This is a genomic window from Streptomyces caeni, assembly GCF_042678285.1.
GTDB lineage: Bacteria > Actinomycetota > Actinomycetes > Streptomycetales > Streptomycetaceae > Streptomyces > Streptomyces caeni.
The window spans coordinates 19294-40252 of sequence record NZ_JBHUDX010000045.1 but is presented as its reverse complement, the minus strand read 5'-3'; the positions used below and the strand labels follow the sequence as shown (position 1 = coordinate 40252).

Sequence of the window (20959 nt, the reverse complement as noted above, 5' to 3'; positions counted from 1 at the left end):
GTGTGGTCACAGCCGCGCCGCCGCCGCTCCGACGGCAGCGACCGCACGCTCGTACGCGCCGCGCAGCGTCGTGGCGTGGTGCGCGATGTCGGATGCGGCCGCGCTCGGGTCCGACAGTCCGTGTGCACCGGTGAACCGCAGTCCGGTCCACGCGTGTGCGACGGCCTCGACCGCGCGGCCCGCTCCGGCGAGCGCCGGATCGTCCCATTCGCGGCCGCAGCGACGCAGCAGCTCACCGTGGAGCGACGCCTGCGCCTGCATGGCCCAGCCGAACGGGTACAGCTCACGCAGCGCGCCGGCGTCCGCGGCCCGGCACCGCTCGAGCAGTTCCGCGGCGAACGCGTCGTATCCGGCGAGACCGGTACGGGCGGAGCCGGCCGTGGTGAAGCTGTCGACGTCGGTGCGCAGACAGCCGCCGAGCAGTTCGGGCGTCAAGGGCGCCGGCGGGGCGTCGAGGCGGACGTCGAGACAGCGTCGGCCGATCCGTGAGTCGCTGAAGAACGCGTCCTGGACGTCGGTGGGGTTGGCGGAACCCCAGCTCAGCAGGAACTTCTCGATCGGGACGGCACCGCGGAACGCGGGCGGCATCGCGTCCGAGACGTACACCACCCCGCGGGTCTCGTCGAGGCCGTAGATCACCACGAGGTGCGCGGCGTGCACGTCTCCGTACGCGGGCCGGAACGGCAGGTGGTAGTTGTCCACGGCCGCAATGACCAGCCGGTCGTCGGCCAGCGCGGCACGCACCTCCCGCCAGACGTCGTTCTCGTCGGCGGGCTGCCACCAGCGCGCGTGCAGTTCGTGGTGGGGTGCCAGCGCGGCACCGAGGTCGGTGCCACCGGACTCGTCGGTGGGGCACGGGTAGTAGAACTCCTCGGACCTGACGTCACCCGGCAGATGCAGGAACCGCCACCCCGCGCCGAGCACGGCCAGTGCGTCGGCCCCCTCCCGTATCAGGACCGAACCGAACGTGGACTGGAGGCAGCTGACGAGGTCGCGGTACCACCACTCGGGTTCCGGTCCGCTGATCATGTACGTCCGTGTCGTCACGTCGACGGTCATGTCAGGTCTCCGTCCGCTGGAGGGTGACCGCGAAGAGGTGCACCGCGACATTGCGGGGCAGCAGGATGCCGGTGAGGCCGGCCCGCCGGGTGACCGGCACGCGCTGCGCCCACATCACTGCCGGCACACCTCGTTGCACGTGGTGCGGATAGTGCATGACGAGGCTCTCGAACGCCTTGACCTCGCCGAACCACGCGGGCGCCGCCCAGAAGTCGGAGACCCGCAGCGGTTCCGTGTCGACCGAGCCGTCGGCGAAGCTCAGCTCGACGGTGTCCTCGCAGCGCCGTTCGGACGCCGCCAGGACATGGATCCAGTCGTAGCGGCCCTCGGGCACACGAATGAACTGTCCGGCGCAGCGGACATTGTCCGGTCCGTCGCAGACCGGAGGAAACTCGAAGGGAACACCGGCCACGTGGACGAGGCTCCTGCCCGCGGGCAGGTATTCGGCCGCGAACGAGTTTCTCCATACATTGAATGCGCCCGTTCTGGTCTCCGTCGCCGCGGAGATAGCCGTGTTGTTGCGATGGCCGGAAATGTCGACCGGTTCGTACATTCTTGTTCTGACACTCACTGAAACACCGCCTTACATTCCAAACCTAGCCCCGTCGTTCAGACTTTTCCTCCGCACCGTGACTACCCTGAATACCCGAATCGCCGTCAGGCGCACTCGCCGGGTAATCATGTCGACTATTCCGGTCCGAGTGGTCATGGCCGGAGCGCGACGGCGCGCAGCTTCTCGTAGTACGGCAGGTGGTGATCGCGGTAGGCGCGCAGCACCGGGTCCGCCGCGACCGCCTCCGCTCCGCCGCTCCTGCTTCGGGTGAAGCCGGCGCTCTCACTGGTCGACTTGTGCCACTTGCTGGTCGACTGCCATTCCGACCGCATGCCCGGCTCCCAGCTCAGCGCGTCCGGAAGGAAGGGGATGCCCACCGCCGCGCAGTAGGCCCGCACGGTCTCGGCCGGCCGGTCCAGCAGGTCATCAGAGTCGATCACGACCGGCGTGGTGCCGGTGGCGGCCTGCACGGCGGTGAAGATCTCATGCAGCCGGGCGAAGCCGATCTCGTCGCGGCCGAGGTTCGGGTTGAGCGCATGATGCGACGCGATGGCCTCGGCCGGGTCGCGGATGATGAAGGTGTGCGTCGCGGCTGAGAGGAAATCATCGTCGGCGAGGAGCGCCGGGTAGTGGAAGTCCGTGGTGTCCTTGAAGAACACCGGCTTCCGAGTGGCGATGGCACGCAGCGCCGCGAGAACGTCCTGCTCGTTGCGCGCGATCCGGTCGCCGACCTCCACCTCACCGAAGTCGACCACTCGGGAGAACGGTTCGTGCACGACGGCGCGGTCGTCTCGCTCCGCCATCATCCGTGCGAACGCGGTGGAGCGGCAGCGCGGCGCGCTCCACATGGCGAGCACCGGGATCCGCTCCGGTTCGTGTCCCACAATTCCCCCTCATCTCTGACGGCAGTGAACTATTGCAGCAGATATTCAAATCCATTCAAGAGTGGCACAGCGGCCGCCGGAGCCGGGTAATCAGAATTCGCAACCGCAGGGGGGAGAGCCAACACAACGAGCACTTGCGAATAAGCTTGCCGCGGACTCACACGGTGTCGGTTTGCCCATAGTTTCCTTTCTACGCGGAAGGCCGGTCGTGCCGTCCGACTAACCAGTGGTTCTAATACGGAGGTCACGTGTCAGCGACACCGGAGCGCCCAGGTGACCGCAGGATCGCGGTGCTAGCCAGCAGGGTCGGCGCGGACGAGAAGAGGCTGTTCGACGCGTTCGACCGGCGAGGTGTCCCCTTCGACCATGTCGACACGCGCCGGCAGTGGTTCCTGGCCGGTCAGCGTGACCAGCCCTGGAGTCTCGCGCTGAACCGGGAGATCGGTCAGGTCCGCGCGGCGTACGCGGCCCGCTGCCTGACCGCGGCGGGAGTCGATGTGGTCAACAGCGCGGACGCGACCGAGGTGTGCGGTGACAAATGGCGCACCACCATGGCCCTGGAGGCGGCCGGGGTACCGACTCCGCGCACCGCGCTCGGCCTCACCCCGCAGGCCGCACTGGCCGCCCTGGACTCCATCGGCTACCCGGCACTGATCAAACCGCTGGTCGGCTCGTGGGGCCGGCTGGTGGTCCAACTGCCCGACCGCGCCGGCGCGGAAGGGGTGCTCGAGTACGCCGCCGCACTGCCCGGCCCGCAGTCGCACCTCGGGTACGTGCAGGAGCTGATCGAGAAGCCCGACCGGGACATCAGGGTGATCGTGGTCGGTGGCCAGGTACTGGGCGCCGTCTACCGCACCGGTGAGTCCTTGCGCACCAATGTGGCACTCGGCGGGCAGACCCGGCTGTGCGAGGTGACACCGGAGATCGACAAGCTCGCCCTCAACGCGGCCGCCGCCGTCGGCGCCGACATCGCCGGTGTCGATCTGATCGAGGACCGCGACGGTCGACTGCTGGTCCTGGAGGTCAATCACCGGGTCGAGTTCTCCGGCTTCCAATCCGCGCTCGCCGACCGGGTCGACGTCGCGAACCACATCGTCGACCACCTGCTGGAACGAGCGCAACGATGAACTGGGCGTTCACTTCTTCCGGCAACGTCACCGAGACATACGCCGCCGGACTGCTGCGCGAGATGCTGGAGATCCCCTCCTCGTCCTACCAGGAACGCGAACTGGCCGACTACCTGGCCGAAGCGATGACGGACCTGGGCTTCCGGGCGCACATCGACGGCGTGGGCAATGCGATCGGCGTGATCGAGCGCGGTGACGGCCCGACCGTGATGCTCCTCGGGCACATGGACACAGTCTCGGGCCAGTTCCCGGTCCGCTCCGAGGACGGCAGGCTCTACGGCCGCGGCGCGGTGGACGCGAAGGGACCGCTCGCGGCGATGATCTGTGCCGCGGCCGGCGCGGTGGACTTCCCCGGCCGGATCGTGGTGGTCGGCGTCGTCGAGGAGGAGACCCCGCGCTCGCGTGGCGCGATGGCGATCCGCGCCACCCACGCCCGGCCGGACGCGCTGATCATCGGCGAACCCAGCGGCTGGTCGAGCGTGGTACTCGGCTACAAGGGCAAGCTGGACCTGCGCTACACCGTCAAGTGTCCCGCCACCCACCCGAGCAACCCGGTGCCGAAGGCCTCCGAACTGGCCGTCGCCTGCTGGGACGCGCTGGTCGATCTGCTCGGTCCGGACGCGAGCCATGGTGTGTTCGACCGGCCGGGTGCGACCCTGTGCCGGCTCAACGGCGACCTGACGACGGCGACGGCGGACCTCAGCATCCGCATCCCCCCGGGATTCGACGTCGACGAGCTGGTGAGCGGGCTGTGTGACCGGCTGCCGGCCGGCCACCTCGAAGTGCTGAACTCGGTGGCGGCCTGCCGGGTGGGCCGGGCCGACCCGGCGGTGCGCGCGCTGGTGTCCGGCATCCGGCAACTGCACGCCCGGCCACGCCTCGTGGTGAAGACGGCCACCTCGGACATGAACACCCTCGCCGAGGTCTGGGACGTCCCGATGGCGACCTACGGCCCGGGCGACAGCAGCCTCGATCACGCCGACGACGAGCACATCGTGCTCTCGGACTACCTGCGCGGCATCGACGTACTGTCCACTGCCATCTCGGAGTTGGCCCACCTGCCCGTGCGCACGGACGACCGTGCGTGCGACGCGCCGCTGCCCGTGAGGAGTCTCAGGTGACCGACATGACCCAGCGCCTTGCCGCGCTGCCCGCACAGCGCCGCGCGCAGTTCCTCACCCGGCTGAGGGAACATGCGGAAGCCGTGGCGAGGCGAGGTCCCACATCGCGCGGCACCACAGGTCCGACGCCGCTGTCGCACGCCCAGCAGACCCTACGGTTCTTCGACCACCCGGCGCCGGACAGCCCTGCCTCCGGCACGCCGCTGTGCCTGCGTCTGCGGGGCGGACTGGACACCGACGCGCTGGCCTCAGCGCTGGCCGCGGTCGTGTCCAGGCACGAGGCGCTGCGGACCACGATCGTGGCGCGTGAGGGCGCTCCGATGCAGGTGGTCGCCACCGAGGTCCCGGTCGAACTGCCGGTGGTCGAGGCGGCGGGGGACGACCACGAGCAGCGGTTGGCCGCCGCGCGGGCACTGGTCGAGCGACGGGTCGACGAACCGTTCGACCTGAGCGGGACGCCGATGTGGCGCGCGGTGCTGATCAGGGTGGCGCCGGACGACCACCTGTTCCTGTTCCACGTACCCTCCGTCGTCTGCGACGCCTGGTCGCGCAGCGTGCTGATGCGTGAACTCGCCGAGTTGTACCGGTCGTTGCGTGACGGTGACGCACCGCGGTTGCCCGGCCTTCCCGTGCAATACCCGGACTACGCGGTGTGGCAGCGCGACCAGCTCGGCAGAGCGGATCTGGACGAACTCGCCGCGTACTGGCGGGACAGGCTGGCAGGGGCCGAGGTACTGGAGTTCCCGACCGACCGGCCACGGGGCGAGACCCGGACCTTCGCGGGCGGCGAAGTCCGCTGCACCGTCGGGCACGAGGCCCTGGAGCAGGCGGGGGAACTGGCCCGGAAGGAGGGCGCGAGCCCGTTCGACGTCCTCGTCGCCGCCTTCTTCACACTGCTGCACCGCTATTCCGGCCTGGACGACCTGGTGATCGGTTCGCCCGACGCGAACCGGCGGCACGACGCCGTGTCCTCGGTGATCGGCCTCTTCACCGACATGCGGGTACTGCGCGCGGACGTCTCCGGCGACCCGACCTTCCGCGAGTTGGTCCAGCGGGTCAGGCGCATCTCGTCCGAGGCGTCCGAGCGGGGCGGCCTGCCGTTCGACAAGCTGGTCGACGCGGTGGATCCGGTCGTCGACCCGTCGCGCTCACCGATCTTCCAGATCGTGTTCGGTGTGGAGAGCGCGGACACCACGCCCGGCCTGCCCGGTATCACCACCTCGCACGAGGACGTCCGGACCGGCACCTCCCGGTTCGACATGAGCTGGAACCTGGCGGAGCAGGCGGCTCCCGGAGTCGACGCCCTCCTGGCCATCGAGTTCAACACCGACCTGTTCGACGCCGAGAGCATCGTCCGGTTCGCCCGCCACTACGACGGGCTGCTGCACACCCTGACCGCCGCCCCGGACGCCCCCCTGTCCTCCGCCGAGGTGTTGAGCCCGGCGGACAAGGAGTTCCTGGCCCAGGTCGGCAAGGGCCCGATGCGGCCGATGCGCGAATCGACCGTCGCGGCGGAGTTCGAGGCGCGCGTCCACGAGTCTCCGGACGGCGTGGCGGTCGTCGTCGCCGGCGTCGAGACCAGCTACGCCGAACTCAACGCCCGGGCGAACCGGCTCGCCGCCCTGCTGCGCGAGCGCGGCGTCGAGGCGGGTGCTCGGGTCGGCCTGTGTCTGCGCAGGGACGTAGACATGCCGACCGCGATCCTCGCGGTGCTCAAGACCGGCGCGGCCTATGTGCCGTTCGACACGGCGCATCCCTCCGGGCGTGTCGCGGAGATCGCCGCCGACGCGGGCGTGCGGATGGTGATCGCACACGCCGAGGCCGGCAAGACCCTGAGCGAGGTCGAGGCGCCCGTCGTGACACTGGACGACGTCCGCGAGGAACTGGCGGCGCTGCCCGACCACAACCCCCCGCTTGCGGCGCGGCCCGGCGACGTCGCGTACGTCATCTACACCTCCGGCAGCACCGGCAAGCCGAAGGGTGTGCTGCTCGAGCACCGGGGTGTGGTCAACTTCATCGACTCCACGCGGGAGTTGTTCGACCTGACACCGGCCGACCGGGTGCTCGGGTTCGCCTCGGTGACCTTCGACGTCTCCGTGTTCGAGACGTTCTCGGCGCTGCTGACCGGAGCCCGCCTGTGCCTGGCGACCGACGACGAACGGCTGTCCGTCGAGCGGCTCCAGTCGCTGATGGAGCAGGCCGGCATCACCGTCATCGACCTGCCTCCGACCGTGATGCCGCTGCTGACGCCCGAGAGGTTCACCGACCTGCGGATCGCGTTCGTCGGCGGCGAGGCCTTCAGCGGTGAGCTGGTGAACCGGTGGAACCCGGGCAGGCGGCTGTTCAACGGCTACGGGCCGACCGAGTGCACGGTGACGATGATCGTGGAGGAGTGCGCGGGCAGCTGGGACACCTCACCGCCGATCGGCCTGCCCATGACCAACCATGTGGCCCACGTACTCGATCGCGACCTGCGCCAGGTGCCAATCGGCGTGCCGGGTGAGCTGGTCATCGGTGGAGGCGGGTTGGCGCGCGGCTACCTCAACCGCAAGGAGCTGACCGCGGAGAAGTTCATCGCCGACCCGTTCGGCACCGCGCCCGGCGGACGGCTGTACCGGACCGGAGACCTGGTGAAACGGCTGGCGGACGGACGGCTTGTCTTCCTCGGCCGGATCGACCAGCAGGTCAAGATCCGCGGACTGCGGATCGAACTGGGCGAGGTGGAGTCGGCGCTGACCGGCTTCGACGGAATCGGGCCGGTCAGCGTACGTGCGTGGACCGACGGCAACGGGGACAAGCATCTGGTCGGCCATCTGACCGGGGTCACCGAGCAGCAGGTGCCGGCGGTGCGCGAACATCTGGGCACGCTCCTGCCGTCGTACATGATCCCGTCGTACTTCGTGGTCCTCGACGAGCTTCCGCTCACCAGCAGCGGCAAGGTCGACTGGCGCAGGCTGCCCGCACCGGACCTGAGCCGTACGGGCGAGGGGGCCGGCGACGAGACGCTCACCGCGACGGAGCGCGGACTGCTGCGCGATGTGCTCGCTCCCCTGCTGCACGACGACCGGATGGGCGTGCACGACGACTTCTTCCTGGCCGGCGGCAACAGCCTCCAGGCCGTGCAGCTGATGTCGGCGATCAACCGCAGGTTCGGGGTGGAGATCGCGCTCGGCGACTTCTTCGCCTCGCCCACCGTCGCCCACCTGGCCGCCGTCATCGACACCTTCCGCGCCGCACGGCGCGATGACGACGGCGATCCGCTCGATGCGCTGGAGAGCCTGTCCGGACAGGAAACCGCGTCGGGCAACGACCGGCCACCGGTGCTGATGCGTGCGTCAGGTCCAGCGCAGGCGATCCTGCTGCATCCGTCGGGCGGTGAACTGTTCTGCTACATACCGCTGGCCAGGGCACTGCGCGAGGACATCGGGGTGACCGGTTTCGCCGCCGATCCACGCGACGCCCTCATCGCTCCGCAGGACGGACTGGCGGCGACCGCCGCCAGGATCGCGCACTCCCTGATGGAAGCCGGCCTGCCCCCGTCGTACTGCCTGGCCGGCTGGTCCTACGGTGGTGTGCTCGCCTTCGAGGTCGCCCGGCGGATCGAGCAGAAGACCGGGGAACGACCGCCGTTGGTCCTGCTGGACGCCGCCTACGACGAGGACTCCGTCCCCCTCGACGAGGCGACGGTACGGCAGCGGTTCGTGCACGACGTCGCCAGGCTGACGGGACGCGACGGCCCTCAGGTGCGCGCGGTCCTCGACAACCCGGCCGTCGGCGTGGCCGATGTCAAGGAGACACTGACCCGTCTCGGCGTCGAACTGGACCTCACCGAGCAGGAGTTGGCCTCCCGCTTCGAGACGTTCCGGTTCTCCGCCCTGTCCATGCGGGCGTACCGCCCGTCGGGCCCGTACGGCGGACCGGTCACCGTGCTCACCGCGTCGCCCCACATCGCCATGGAGGAGCAGTGGCGGACGGTGTGCGCGGGCCCGTTCCGGGCCGAAAGCGTACCCGGCGACCACTACACCCTTTTCACGGAACCGGCGTTGAGCCGGGTCGTCGCTGCGATCGAAGAGACGCTCGCCCTTTGAGGAGACGTACATGCGGTTCGGATTCACCGAGGATCAACAACGGTTCCGGGCGGAGGTGCGCAGGGCCCTGCGCTCCGCCGAGGTGCGCGCCGCGGCGGCGGAGGCCACCGGCGCTGACGGTGTCGAGCCGGACGCACGTCCGCTCTACCGGCTGCTCGGCAAGCTGGGCCTGCTCGCCGTGCACTGGCCCGTCCAGTTCGGCGGAGAGGGCCGCCCGCTGACCGATGCCGCGATCATCGCCGAGGAACTGGTGCGCGCGGGAGTGCCGGACACCTTCCACGTCAACACCGTCCAGATCGTCGGCCAGTTCCTGCTGATGGCGGGCAACGACGAGCAGAAGCGCCGGTATCTGCCCGCCCTGGCGCGCGGTGAGAGTTTCGCCTCGGTGCTCTACACCGAACCGGACGCGGCATCGGATCTCGGTGCGCTGCGGGCCGTGGCCGAACCCGACGGCGACGGCTACCGGATCACCGGTACGAAGGTGTTCAGCCTCAAGACACGCTTCGTCGACCTCGGACTGTGTGCGGCCCGTACGACGCCGGGTGCTGGGAAGTACCGGGGAATCAGCTTGTTCCTGATCGACATGGGCGCCCCCGGTGTGACGGTGTCGGTGATACCCGGCGTCGGCGACGAGCACTTCCACCGGGTGGATCTCGACTCGGTTCCGGTGTCGGGCGACGACCTCCTCGGTCCGCGCGACGAGGGGTGGCCGCTGCTCAACGAGGCACTGGCCATCGAACGCACCGGTCTCGACTACCACCTCAAGGCGGAGCACTGGCTCCAGGCCGCACTGGACGCGCTGATCGACGGCGACCCGGGCTCCTCGCACGACGACCGCCTGGAGCAGATCGGCCGCTGGTACGGCGCGCTGACGGCCGACCATGTCCTCGCCTGGGAGGTCCTCACCGGCCTCGCGTCGGACCGGATCGACCAGGTATCGACGGCCGTCGCCAAGTACCACAGCAGCGAACTCGCCCAGAGCATCGCGGCGTGGGCCGTCGGCATCCCCAGCCCCGAGCAGCGGGCGAACCGCATCAGGGCCGCTGTGACCCTGGACTCCGCCTACCGGGAGGCGCCGGGGCTGACGCTGTCGGCAGGGACCTCCGAGGTGATGCTCCAGATCATGGCCGCTGCGTTCGACTCCATCGGACAGGAAGAGCACTGACATGGACCTCACTCCCGATCCGCTCGTCATCCGGCTGCGCAAGGCATTGCGTACGGGCCTTGCCGGCGTCCCCGCCCGGATGGAGCTGCACGGCGCACCGGTGGCCGACGGAGCCCTCGGCCCCACCCGGACGGTGCTCGACGAACTGGGCGCGGCCGACTTCGAACGGCCGGCCTCCGCCGGCGGCCTCGGCCTCGGCCTGACGGCCGGGGTGCTGGTCAGCGAGGAGCTCGGCCGCGCGGCCTGCGGAAACTCCTACCGGGCCGACGCGACGGCAGCCGATATGGGCGGTCCGGCCGGCGCGGCACTGGCGGGTTGGGAAGCGCTGCCGGTCGGCAGTGGGGTCACCGCGACCCCGCGAGCGGGCGGCTGGAAGCTGACCGGCGCGGTCACGGTCGACGACGTGAGCGCCGGGACACTTCTGGTGGCCGCCAGGATGGGCGGCGAGCCGGTACTCGTCGCGGTGGAGCGCGGGGCGCCCGGCTGCACCACGGAGAGCGGGTGCTGGCCGCCGGTCGTCCGGTTCGATGCCACGCCGGTCACCACGGCGGACGTGCTCGGGACTCTGGACGACTCGCCCACCGGTCCGCTCACCCGGGCGCGCCTGAGGCAGGCCGCCTACCTGCTGGGCATCGCCGACGGCGCGCACCGGGCCGCGGTGGAATACACCGGTTTCCGGCGGCAGTTCGGCACCAGGCTACGTGATCTGCCCGCGGTCGCCTTCCCGTTGGCGCGAGCCCTGGTGGCGCTGCGCGCAACCAGGGCGGCGGTGTACCGGGGGGCCTGGTCGGTCGACTCGGAGCCGGACCCCGTCGGCACCGCGCCGGTCATGGCGCTGGCGATGGCCGCCGAGACCGCGGGCGACGTGGTGCGGCTGAGCATGCAGAGCTGCGGGGTGCGCGCGATGACGGCGGAACTGGGCCTGCACCGGTACTTCCGGCTGGCCGCGGCCGAGTCCGTCCGGTACGGCGATCCCGCCGCACTGTGGCGGATGGTCGGCGCCGACCGCATCCGAACGGCGCGGCGCGCCGCGGCCGGCACGGAACTTCCGGTCGCGGCGGCATTCCGGCCGTAGGGGATCAACTGGCGCGCAGGCTCCCCGTCGACGTCATTCTCTCGTCGCCGACGGGTCGGCCGGCCGAGTGGGTGAGTCCGGTCCGGTAGGCCAGTGACACGAGTTCGGCGCGGTCGCGGACGCCGAGCTTGGTCCGCACTCGGTAGAGATGGGTACGGACCGTGGCCTCACCGATGATCAGTTCGCGGGCCACCTCCTCGGTGGACATGCCAAGCGCGACCATCCTGGTCACTTCCCGTTCCCGTGGGGTCAGCTCGGTCATCTCCGGGCACGTCGCGGCCTCCTGGGGCTCCGACTGCGCACGGAACCAAGTGACCAGGCGCTCCGCTATGTTGGGCGCGAGCATGGTCTGTCCGGCGGCTGCCGCCTGGATCGCGGTGATCAGCTCCTGCGGGCTCGCGTCCTTGCCGAGCAGACAGCTCGCGCCGGCGTGCAGCACGTCGCTCACCGTCTTGTCGGCGTCGGACGCGGTGAACACGACGACGCTGGGCGGTTCATCCTCCTTGCCGAGTCTGCGGATCATCTCAAGGCCGGGAATGGTCTGGAGGTCCAGATCGGTGACCACGACATCGGGCCGCATGGTGCGCACAAGAACGATGGCTTCCATGCCGTTGCGGGTCGTGCCGATCACGTCGATGTCCGGAACCGCGTCGAGGAGAGTCTTGAGACCGTCCGCGATCACGGGCAGCTGATCACAGATGAGCACCCGAATGGTCATGATGTTCCCCCTGGTGAGGATTGGGTAGAAGCCTCGCTGTCACGAACGGGATCGCGGCGCCCCGATATCGCGAGGCTCGCCCCAGAGCAGTGACTCTTCCGGGTGGCTGGACCGGTGGTCCGCAACCGGTGGGTTCGGCCCACCCGCTCAGCCGTTGCCGTTGTTGTCCGTCCCGGAGACGATCAGGTCCGTCGAAGAGGCGAAGGCGACGGTGCGCTGCTGGGCCGTCCCCGGCGCGGCGGCGTCGGAGGAGACCGTGAATCCCCCCAGGAGCGCCCCGAGAGCGATGACGGAGGCGGCGGCGACAGGGGCGAAGCGCATGGGTGAACTCCTTTGGAGAGGAAGGCCGTTTCGACTCCACTGATGTTCGCGATCTGCCTTCCCTGCCCGTTCCCCTCCGGACACCCGCCCGATCCCCCTGCCGTAGGCCCGCCAGACCTGCGGGGCTCAGCGTGCGTTCTCCGGCACTTTCATGAGGGAGAAGAGGTTGTCCGCCGCCGAGCGGTGCTGCTGGGCCAGCTGCGAGTCTCCCCGGGCCTCGGCGGTACGGCCGAGGCCCCACAGCGCGCAGGCCTCGTCGTAGCGCAACTCCATACGGCAGGCGATCTCGTGGGCCAGAAGCTGCTGAGCCTGCGCCGTGTCCAGGTCCCCCTGCGCGTACCGCACGCGCGCCACCGAGAGGTGCACGGTGGCACGGTGGATGTCGTCGGTACTGCTGGTGGCCTTGGCGAGTGCGTGGTCGGCGCTGTCCGCCGCCTCGTCCAGCTCCCCCATGCGCGCCAGCACATCGGCTCTGCGGGCGAGTACGAGCGGCAGCACCGAGGGCATGCTCATGCGCTGGCACCGCTCCAGCGCCGCATCGGCCCAGGCAAGCGCCTCCTCAAAGCGGCCGAGTCGCTCGATCGCCTGGGAGAGATTGCTCAGCGCGTCCACGGAGAGCTGTATCTCCTTGATCGAGTCGAAGATGGCCACCGCCCTCTCCGCCGATGCCGCCGCCTCGTCGAACAGTCCCAGCCGTACCTGGACCAGGCTGAGCGTGCTCAGCGACGAGCCGTCGAGTCGGGTGAAGCCGAGCTCCTGCGCTCGCGCGTTGGCCTCCTGGCACAGCTGCAGAGCGCGTTCCAGCTCCCCCATGCTGTTGCACGCCTGTCCCAGCCGGGCCCGGCACTCCGCCTCGCTGTGCACATCGTCCATCTGCCGGGACAGGTCCACGGCTTCCTCCAGCCGGGCGACGGCCTCGCTCAACTGCCCCAGCCGCCACTTGCCCATGGCCAGATTCATCAGGTTCAGCCGGGTCAATGACCGGTCCCCGAGCAGTCGCGACGCGCTGACCCCCTTCTCCAACGCCGCGTTCGCGCTGGCGTCGTAGGCGCGGATGCTGGAGTGGAAACCCAACTCACGCGGCAGCCGCGCCGCGTGCCACAGCAGTCCCTCGTGGTACGCGGCGTCCACCGCCGCCAGCAGACTCTCGCGGTGCTGGTCGAGCCACTGGAGCGCCTTGTCCTTGTGATCGAACTCGTCGCGTTCCTGACCCTTTTCGTCGACGTCCCCGAAGTGGCGCCGTCCGGGGAACAGCATGTCGCAGGCATGTTCCGCCACGATCAGGTAGTGATCCATCAGTCGCCGCACCGCCTGCCCGTCCTCTGGCGCCTTCTGGCTCTGCGCGACTCGTTGCACGAAGCTGCGCACCAGATCGTGCAGCGCGTACACCCCCGGCTCCCTGGCCTCCAACAGCCGGACGTCCACCAGTTCTTCCAGCACGTCCTCGGCCGCCAGCACATCGGTGTCCAGCAGTGCGGCGGCCTCCTCGGCATCCAGATAGCGTCCGGGGTGGTGCCCCAGCAGCCGGAAGGCCGTTCGCTGTTCCCAGGGCATGGACTGGTACGACAGCAGCAGAGCGCCCGCCACTCCCCTTCCCTCGCTGGTGAGTTCGTCCAGGCGTCGGTCGTGGTCGCGCAGCCGTTCGACGAGTCGCTGGACCGTCCACTGCGGGCGGTTCGCCAGCCGGGCGGCGGCGATCCGGACCGCCAGCGGTAGTCCTCCGCACAGTCGCAGCAGCTCACGGGCCGCGACCGGTTCCCTCTCGACGCGTTCGGCACCGAGGGTGTTACGCAGGATCTGGTGGCTGTCCGGCTCCGGAAGGGCGCCCAGGGAGAGCCATTCGGCTCCGTCCAGTCCGGTCAGCCGCGGGCGGCTGGTGATCAGGACCAGGCTGTCGGACGAGGCTGGAATCAGCTCCCGCACCTGCTCCGAGGCGGCGGCATTGTCCAGAACCAGGAGCATGCGGCGGCCCCGCATGTACGACTGCCACCGCGCGGCGCGTCCCGCCGGCACCGTGGGCAGCTCCTCGCTGGGGATACCGGCGGCGGCGAGCAGGTCGCCCTGCGCCTGGAACGCGCTGAGCGGCGTCTGACCCGGTGTGAAGCCGTGCAGGTCGATGAAGAGACTGCCGTCCGGATACTGCTCGGCCAGTTGATGGGCGGCGCGGATGGCCAGTGCCGTCTTGCCGCCGCCGCCCATGCCGTCGAGGGCCAGGACCGTCGGTGCCCCCTCCAGGGCGCGCCTGGCCGCGTCGCAGACCCACTCCAGCTCCGAGCTGCGGCCCGAGAAGTCGGACACGTCGAACGGCAGCGCGTGCGGAGCCTCGGTCACCTGGTGCGGGACACGGGACACGGCGCGTTCCGGGCGGGTGAGCGACGGGTCCTGGCGCAGGATGCGTTCGTGCAGTCCGGTCAGCTCCGCGCCGGGGTCGATGCCCAGTTCGTCCGCAAGGTGCCCTCGGGTACGGGCGAACTCGTCGAGCGCGGCGGCCTGCTGGCCGGAGTGGTAGAGGGCGAGCATCAGCCGGCTGCGCAGCGTCTCGCGCAGCGGATGCTCGTCGACGAGGGCACGCAGCTCACCCGTGATCTCGGCGGCCCCACCCGCGTCGATGCACAGATCGTAGAGCTGCTCGGCGGCGGTCAGCCGCTGCTCCTCCAGAGCCGTCGAGGCCGCGTCGACCACACGGCCGCCGGAACCGGACAGCACGGGCCCTCGCCACAGTGCCAGCGCCTCACGCAACTGTGCCGCGGCCCGCTCGGTCTCCCCCGCCTCCAGTGATGCCCTGGCCTGCCTCAACAGCCTCTGGTGGCACAGCAGATCGAGTTGCTCGATGTCGACGACCGCGCGGTATCCGGGTCCGTCGGTGACGATGATGTCAGGACCGTGCGGAATGCGGCTGCGCAGCTTGGCAACCGTCTTGCGCACCTGGTGCTCGGCACTGTCCGGCGGTTCGTCGTTCCATGCGGCCGCCACCAGACGGGAGACGGGCACGACGCGCCCCGCCTCCAGGAGCAGCATCACGAGAACGCGGCGCTGCAAAGCCCCGTTGACCGATACGAGTTCGCTGCCGCTACGGACTTCCAGAGATCCCAGAACGGCGAATTCTGGTCTGAGACCTGCGCCGCCTTCAATTCGACCCGATGCCGCGGCCCGCACCTTGTCCTCCCCTCGTCAGCGATGAGATGGGACACACGCCACAGAGGGTAGATCCTCTCGCGGGGCACATGCACCGGGCATGCCGGATCCCGCGTCTCGTCCCCCCTGCCTTCGCCTCGTGCAGAAGGAAAACATAACTACCCGGTGCGCGTCACCAGGCAGTTGGCCGGATATCGGCGACAAGATCCTCTCGCGCCTTGGCGACTCGTTCGCGGGTGACCTCCGGTGTGCTCCCCTCCACGACCACGTAGGCGCGCCGGGCGCGCGAATCTCCGACTGACGCGATCCGGTCGCCGACCGTGTACGGAAAGCGCGCTCCACGGACCCATGGGGTCACGGCGATGTCCTCCGTGCCGGTGTACGTCTCCAGCCGCCCTTCGGGCAGCAGGAAGAAACCGACCTCCGCGTACTGGGAAGCCTTCGGCACGACCGGGCGGCCGCCCAGGAGGGCCGTGAAGACCGCCGCCTCCAGGTCGAAGCCGCGCGCGATCTCGACGAGCAGGGGGATACGGTCGGCGCCCAGGTGCGGGCGGCAGGAAACGATCCGCGGCCCGTAGGGCAGCAGCGCCACCTCTGTGTGAGCCGGGCCGAAGCGGTATCCGCTCGCCGTCAGTCGCTCCTCGACCGCCGCCGAGATGATCTTTTGTTCGTCGTCGGTCAACGGCGCCGGGTGGAGGTATCCCGTCACGAGGAAGTGCGGTGGCCCCGTGGTGCGTTGAGCCGTCATCCCCACGAAGTGATGGGTTCCGTCCACGGTCAGCGTCTCGACGCTCACCCTGGGAGCCTCTGCAGGGGCCCGGTCTTCCCCTTGGCAGGACTGGAGCCGTTCGTACACCGCCGGAGGGTTCGGAGACAGGCCCAGCTGCCATGCCTCCTGGACCACCGGCAGGATGGAACCGCCGAAGCCGCAGGGCAGCACGGCGTCGATGCCATAGCGCCGCACGGTCCGCGCGACAGTCTCGCGCAGTCCGCTCTCGTCGGTGAAATCGGTGAGCAGCAGTTCCTCGGAGACCTCTTCGACGCGCGGCGCGAAGTCGGCCTCCAACTGCGACGGATCCCACACCGACCAGATACGGAACCCCCGCTCGGCTCCTTTTCGCACGAGTTGGTGACTCGGCATCACCAGGAGCAGCCTGAGCTGCGAGCTTCTAGGAGAGAATGCACCCATACACGCCACTGTGCAGTGCGGTCTTCCCTCCCCGTTCCCCTTCCCTTCCCCCCCCACCGGGCAACCTCGGCCGCCGACGGCTCAGCGCTCTTCTCGACTCACGTTCTCACCGGTCATCGGCGCATCTTCCGTGATCAGCAGGTACACCGAACGTTTTTGCAGCCCTCGGCCCCGCGAGGGCACGCTGACGTGTGACCAAGGTGGTGACAGCCGACCGCACAAGGCGGCAGGTGTGCGGCTCCTGCCGAGAGTGGCACCAGGGGGCTCGGAGACGAGTAAGCGAGATGTGCAGCCGCAGCGGAGGAAGGTCAACGCGATGCGTCCTGGCGGTTGAACTTGTCGCGGACGCACAGAGTGACCGTGCTCCGTAGCGTCCGTTGTACTCGCCGGGGCGACCAGCGCAAGTCACCCCGATACCACCGGCTATGACACGCCGATCGATATACAGAACCTGGCGGTGAGATGTCCGAAAATCAGTGGAACAGTGTCGCCGTGTATCACTACCATGCTGCCGAGCCGAGTCGTCTAGTCAAGGACATACCGTTGTACACCCTGTGAAGCCTCCCGAGCGCTAATTCGTCGCGCGTCGCGCATGTGCGTCGCGCTTCTTTTTGCTGCGAGCTTCTCACTGAAACAGGTGTACCTCTGTGCTCGAGACCTGGGTAGTAGAACCCGTCTGTCTGCCGCTCATTCGCCGCCGTTGCCACGTGTGCGCGTCCGACAGCTTCCGGACAAGCGGTAAATTCCGCGTCAACGCGAACCACAAACTCATCGACGTCTGGCTCCTCGCGCTCTGTACCGCTTGCGGGGAGACCACAAAGCTCACGGTCATGGAGCGGATGAACGTGCGCTCCGTACGACCCGAATTGCTGGACCGACTGCATGACAACGACCCCCACCTGGCGGCTGAACTGCTCCAGGATCCGGTCGTGCGGCGCCGCAATCGCATCGCCCTCGACTGGGACGACGCCTGGCGTCTCGACACCGGCGGATCGGATCACCTGGACCGCGACGTGATCGACGTCTCGGTCCGCTTCGCGGCGCGGATCCCCGTCCGGCCGGTACGACTGATCGCTGAAGGCTGCGGTCTTTCACGGGCCGAGGTCGAGAAACTGATCACGGACGGGAAACTCGTTTCGGCAGTCCGGCTGAGCGGCAAGCTCTCCGGCGACTTCACCTTCACGCTCAAGCGCTGAGCCCTCCTCGGGACCAGATGCCTGTCCGGCAAGATCCGCCGGACAGGCCCGGAAGGCTGGTGAACGCGCCTCGGCAGACGAGTCGGGCTGTACGCCGGGGTCAGAGCGAGACGGCCGCCGTCACCACCAGCGTCCCGCCCCGTGTCCGCGACGGCTCCGCTTCCCATGTTTTGCTGCTCCTGCCGGGGGCACCAGGCAAAAGGCCCCGGACCGATCACGGTCCGGGCCATTTTGACGGCACCATATGACGGCAGTCGCCTCTCAGGCGGCCGGTCGGCGGCGCCTGAGCAGGCGGTCCATGTGGCTGATCGCCTCCCGCTGGGTGTCGTGCACGACATGCGTGTACACGTCCATCGTGATGCTGATCTGGCTGTGCCCCAGGATCTCCATGATGACCCGCGGGGCGACGCCGGCCGCCGTCAGCAGCGTCGCGCACCCGTGCCGTGCGTCGTGCAGCCGGACCACCCGCAGCCCCGCACCGGCCGCGACCCGCGTGAAGGACCGGTAGACGTTCCGCGGCTCAACCGGCCGACCGTTCCGCGTGGCGAAGACGTAACCGGACTCCGACCAGGTGACGCCCGTGCGCGCGAACGCCTCGCGCTGCCTCAGCCGGTGCCAGCGCAGCGGCGCGATGCACAGCGCGGGCATCGGCACCACGCGGCTACGGCGGCTCTTGAGGTCGTCGTCGTACAACGTTCCCCTGCGGCGCTGCGTCTGTTGGCGGACGTGCAGCACGCGGTTGTCCAGATCCACATCCGACCAGCGCAGCCCCACCAACTCACCGCGTCGCAGACCCATAGCGATGGCCAGCACGAACGCGGCGTACAGCGGGTCGCTGCGCGCGGCCTCCAGGAAGGCCAGCGTCTCCTCCAGCGACCAAGGATGGATCCGCCTGAACTGGTCCTTCGCCCTGCGTGACCTCCCGCGCGGTCCCGGCGGCGGCATCGTCCTGGCCGTCGACGTGACCCCGTGGCCGCGCCCCGACGCGAACACCAGCGACCAACGCACCTTCTGCCACACCTGCGGACGCGCCGAGGGCACCCACGAAATGATCCCCGGCTGGGCCTACTCGATCGTCGCCGCCCTGACCGGCGGACGCACCTCCTGGACCGCCCCGCTCGACGCCTACCGCCTACGCCCCGGCGACCACGTCCAGCAACGCACCGCCCACCAACTGCGCGAGGTCGTCACGAAGATCGTGGCCCTGGGACGCCGGCGCTAGGGCGACGAGCCGATCCGGATCGTCGCCGACTGCGGCTACGACGGCCCCTACCTCGCCCACCAACTCGCCGGTCTGCCCGTCGAGGTGTGCGTCCGCATGCGCGGCGACCGCGTTCTCTACCGCGACCCACCCGCGAAAGGCGGCGTGGGCCCCAAGGGCGGCCGGCCCCGACGCCACGGCAGCAGATTCGAGTTCCACACCCCGGACACATGGGGACGTCCCCTGCACGAGAGGACACACGAACTCGACACCTACGGCCACGTGCGGGTCCGCTGCTTCGAGCGGCTGCACGTCAAGCTCAGTCGGCAGACAGTCTGGAGCCATCACCCCGAACCCGAACTGCCACTCGTGCCCGGCACTGTGATCCGCCTCGGCGTCGAGCGCCTGCGCTCCGGCGGCACCCCGAAACCGCTGTGGCTGTGGTGGTCACGCACCGGCACCGGCACCGACGCCACGCTCGCGGACACCATCTGGTCCTGCTTCCTCCGCAGATTCGATCTTGAACACACCTTCCGCTACTGGAAACAGCACCTCGGCTGGACCAGCCCCCGCCTGCGCGAGCCCGCCGCCGCCGACCGCTGGACCGTCCTCGTCATGGCTGCCTACACCCAGCTCCGCCTCGCCCGCCCCCTGTCCGAGGACCTCCGGCGCCCGTGGGAACGCGCCTTGCCCCCCGAACGCCTCACGCCCGGCCGCGTACGCCGGGGGTTTCGCCAAGTCCGCAGGTCACTGCCCGTCCTCACAAACCCGGCGAAACTCTCCCGCCCCGGACCGGGACGCCCACCCGGCCGCCACAACAAGCGGAAAGCCCCCCTCTACGCCGTGGGCAACGCCCTGCTCGAAGACCCCAGGAGAACTGACGGGCGACAGATCGAACAGGGAACCCCCTGAGCACCGCAGGTTTTATCTCAAGCTGAGCTACTCCGCCATGAGCGATTGACTTGCACTGTTACGGCAGCTCGCACAGTGGGGGTTGCGCCGCCAAGTGACCGGTCGCGTCTCAGATCCTTACAGCAGGTCAGCCTCAGACAGGCGTTGCCATGCTGTTTGGACGTGGGCCTCCGTGAAGAGGCGCTCCTTTCGGTGATTCCATGCCCTAATGCACGCCGTTACCGATTCGGGGCTTGGCGGAGGCGTCACTAGTTCTTCAGCAGCGAAGAGAACGGTGCTCAAGAGTTCCATGCCGAACGCGTCTTCGAAACCTGCTGTTAGAACTTCGAACCTGGCCGCGATTTTTTCGAACTCTGGGTGCTGCTTCAGGAACTGCTCAGCTTCATTGACGGAGTCTTTATTGAGCTCCAGAATTGCCTGGGCTCCACTAGTGCCGTCGCCAAAACCCGTGACGAAGTGACCTTCCATCGCAGAGACTGCCCTATCAAGGGGCTGCGAGTACGGGCCGTAGATACCCTTCTCGAAGTGAAGCCCCAGCGTTAGATTCAACTTCTGCAGAAGGTAGGCAACTTTGTGCGCCTCAAGAAGCGAAACGCGTGGCTCAAAAGCAAGGCCGCGCGAAATTCCGCTTCTGATGTACCGATCGAGCGCAGCGAGAAATGCTGCGCGTTCACGCGTCATTGCGGGTGCCTGAGTGGCGTTTGGCATCGATGACGCATTAGGAGCCCCAGACGGCTCGTAAACGCGAACCTCGACCCCGGGAATAGTTCCCAAAGTTTGACAGATCATTGGCTCAACCGCATGCCAGGAAAGTCCGCCATTTCCACAACCGAGAGGTGGTACTGCGATGGACTTGATCCCACGCTCGACAATTTCGTCACGCAGTGCTACGAGCCCCGAGGCGACGTCTTCGATCCGTGAGGGCGCGCGCCAGTGGCGCTTCGTCGGGAAGTTGATGATGAACCGTGGGCCGCCCACTTGCTCAACCTCATGTACGTGCATCCGGCCGACCATGACGTCGCCACGATCGCAGGACGCCTTGTAGTCCTTGAAGTTCTCCGGATAGGCCCGCTTGAACTGCAAGGCGATGCCCTTGCCCATGACGCCCACGGTATTGACCGTGTTAACAAGGGCATCGACATCTGCTAGAAGCAGGTTGCCGGTGCCGCGCGTGATCATCGCTGTCCTTCCTTGGGGCTCGTTCGTTACCGCGAG

General features: G+C 68.8%; 14 protein-coding genes and 2 pseudogenes. 7 read left to right on the top strand and 9 right to left on the bottom strand.

Annotation, left to right across the window (positions count from 1 at the left end; genetic code table 11):
- Positions 1–6 precede the first annotated feature (6 nt).
- From ACFSL4_RS15940 to ACFSL4_RS15930, 3 genes are all read right to left on the bottom strand, one after another.
- The gene (locus ACFSL4_RS15940) at positions 7–1059 is read right to left on the bottom strand and encodes a BtrH N-terminal domain-containing protein (protein WP_381082973.1); all 1053 of its coding nucleotides are present in this window, start codon (positions 1057–1059) and stop codon (positions 7–9) included.
- 1 nt (position 1060) lies between these two features.
- Complete coding sequence (locus ACFSL4_RS15935) at positions 1061–1471, bottom strand: hypothetical protein (RefSeq protein WP_381082971.1); 411 nt, start codon at positions 1469–1471, stop codon at positions 1061–1063.
- A gap of 293 nt (positions 1472–1764) precedes the next feature.
- On the bottom strand, positions 1765–2496 hold the full coding sequence (locus ACFSL4_RS15930; protein WP_381082969.1) for a sulfotransferase-like domain-containing protein: 732 nt from the start codon (positions 2494–2496) through the stop codon (positions 1765–1767).
- A 248-nt stretch (positions 2497–2744) separates the two neighbouring features.
- Between ACFSL4_RS15930 and ACFSL4_RS15925 the strand changes: the two genes are divergently transcribed.
- The 5 genes from ACFSL4_RS15925 to ACFSL4_RS15905 are packed head-to-tail and all read left to right on the top strand — an operon-like array spanning position 2745 to position 11072.
- The gene (locus ACFSL4_RS15925) at positions 2745–3623 is read left to right on the top strand and encodes a RimK family alpha-L-glutamate ligase (RefSeq protein WP_381082967.1); all 879 of its coding nucleotides are present in this window, start codon (positions 2745–2747) and stop codon (positions 3621–3623) included.
- Positions 3620–4744: a M20/M25/M40 family metallo-hydrolase gene (locus ACFSL4_RS15920; protein WP_381082965.1), complete on the top strand. Its 1125-nt coding sequence runs from the start codon at positions 3620–3622 to the stop codon at positions 4742–4744. The genes ACFSL4_RS15925 and ACFSL4_RS15920 overlap by 4 nt, the downstream gene beginning before the upstream one ends.
- Before the next feature lie 5 nt (positions 4745–4749).
- Complete coding sequence (locus ACFSL4_RS15915; protein WP_381083055.1) at positions 4750–8832, top strand: non-ribosomal peptide synthetase; 4083 nt, start codon at positions 4750–4752, stop codon at positions 8830–8832.
- 10 nt (positions 8833–8842) lie between these two features.
- Positions 8843–9997, top strand: a complete 1155-nt coding sequence (locus tag ACFSL4_RS15910; protein WP_381082963.1) for an acyl-CoA dehydrogenase family protein — start codon at positions 8843–8845, stop codon at positions 9995–9997.
- 1 nt (position 9998) lies between these two features.
- On the top strand, positions 9999–11072 hold the full coding sequence (locus tag ACFSL4_RS15905; protein ID WP_381082962.1) for an acyl-CoA dehydrogenase family protein: 1074 nt from the start codon (positions 9999–10001) through the stop codon (positions 11070–11072).
- 4 nt (positions 11073–11076) lie between these two features.
- On the opposite strand, the gene ACFSL4_RS15900 is transcribed toward ACFSL4_RS15905, so the two are convergent.
- The 4 genes from ACFSL4_RS15900 to ACFSL4_RS15885 form a co-directional block, all read right to left on the bottom strand.
- Complete coding sequence (locus ACFSL4_RS15900; protein WP_381082960.1) at positions 11077–11790, bottom strand: response regulator; 714 nt, start codon at positions 11788–11790, stop codon at positions 11077–11079.
- Positions 11791–11937: 147 nt separating this feature from the next.
- A complete protein-coding gene (locus tag ACFSL4_RS15895; protein ID WP_381082959.1) occupies positions 11938–12111 on the bottom strand; it encodes a hypothetical protein in 174 nt (57 codons plus the stop codon).
- A 126-nt stretch (positions 12112–12237) separates the two neighbouring features.
- Positions 12238–15267, bottom strand: a complete 3030-nt coding sequence (locus tag ACFSL4_RS15890; RefSeq protein WP_381082957.1) for an AfsR/SARP family transcriptional regulator — start codon at positions 15265–15267, stop codon at positions 12238–12240.
- 151 nt (positions 15268–15418) lie between these two features.
- The gene (locus ACFSL4_RS15885; RefSeq protein ID WP_381082955.1) at positions 15419–16435 is read right to left on the bottom strand and encodes an ATP-grasp domain-containing protein; all 1017 of its coding nucleotides are present in this window, start codon (positions 16433–16435) and stop codon (positions 15419–15421) included.
- A gap of 647 nt (positions 16436–17082) precedes the next feature.
- Between ACFSL4_RS15885 and ACFSL4_RS15880 the strand changes: the two genes are divergently transcribed.
- Positions 17083–17631 carry a DUF1062 domain-containing protein gene (locus ACFSL4_RS15880; protein ID WP_381082953.1) on the top strand — a complete coding sequence of 183 codons (549 nt, stop codon included), beginning with the start codon at positions 17083–17085 and terminating at the stop codon, positions 17629–17631.
- 261 nt (positions 17632–17892) lie between these two features.
- On the opposite strand, the pseudogene ACFSL4_RS15875 reads toward ACFSL4_RS15880, so the two are convergent.
- Positions 17893–18525: pseudogene (locus ACFSL4_RS15875) on the bottom strand (tyrosine-type recombinase/integrase); the annotation flags it as partial.
- Here ACFSL4_RS15875 and ACFSL4_RS15870 point away from each other — a divergent pair.
- Positions 18434–19744, top strand: a pseudogene (locus ACFSL4_RS15870) (transposase). The pseudogenes ACFSL4_RS15875 and ACFSL4_RS15870 sit on opposite strands and share 92 nt — an antisense overlap.
- Before the next feature lie 117 nt (positions 19745–19861).
- Here the strand turns inward: ACFSL4_RS15870 and darG are convergent.
- Positions 19862–20923, bottom strand: coding sequence for a type II toxin-antitoxin system antitoxin DNA ADP-ribosyl glycohydrolase DarG (gene darG, locus ACFSL4_RS15865; RefSeq protein ID WP_381082951.1), 1062 nt, complete (start codon positions 20921–20923; stop codon positions 19862–19864).
- Between the last annotated feature and the right edge of the window lie 36 nt (positions 20924–20959).

Bases quoted from the DNA above. Each gene is read 5' to 3' on its own strand.
- ACFSL4_RS15915 (WP_381083055.1), top strand. From the start codon at position 4,750: ATGACCCAGCGCCTTGCCGCGCTGCCCGCACAGCGCCGCGCGCAGTTC.
- ACFSL4_RS15910 (WP_381082963.1), top strand. From the start codon at position 8,843: ATGCGGTTCGGATTCACCGAGGATCAACAACGGTTCCGGGCGGAGGTG.
- darG (WP_381082951.1), bottom strand. From the start codon at position 20,923: ATGATCACGCGCGGCACCGGCAACCTGCTTCTAGCAGATGTCGATGCC.
- ACFSL4_RS15885 (WP_381082955.1), bottom strand. From the start codon at position 16,435: ATGGGTGCATTCTCTCCTAGAAGCTCGCAGCTCAGGCTGCTCCTGGTG.
- ACFSL4_RS15900 (WP_381082960.1), bottom strand. From the start codon at position 11,790: ATGACCATTCGGGTGCTCATCTGTGATCAGCTGCCCGTGATCGCGGAC.
- ACFSL4_RS15920 (WP_381082965.1), top strand. From the start codon at position 3,620: ATGAACTGGGCGTTCACTTCTTCCGGCAACGTCACCGAGACATACGCC.
- ACFSL4_RS15905 (WP_381082962.1), top strand. From the start codon at position 9,999: ATGGACCTCACTCCCGATCCGCTCGTCATCCGGCTGCGCAAGGCATTG.
- ACFSL4_RS15940 (WP_381082973.1), bottom strand. From the start codon at position 1,059: ATGACCGTCGACGTGACGACACGGACGTACATGATCAGCGGACCGGAA.
- ACFSL4_RS15895 (WP_381082959.1), bottom strand. From the start codon at position 12,111: ATGCGCTTCGCCCCTGTCGCCGCCGCCTCCGTCATCGCTCTCGGGGCG.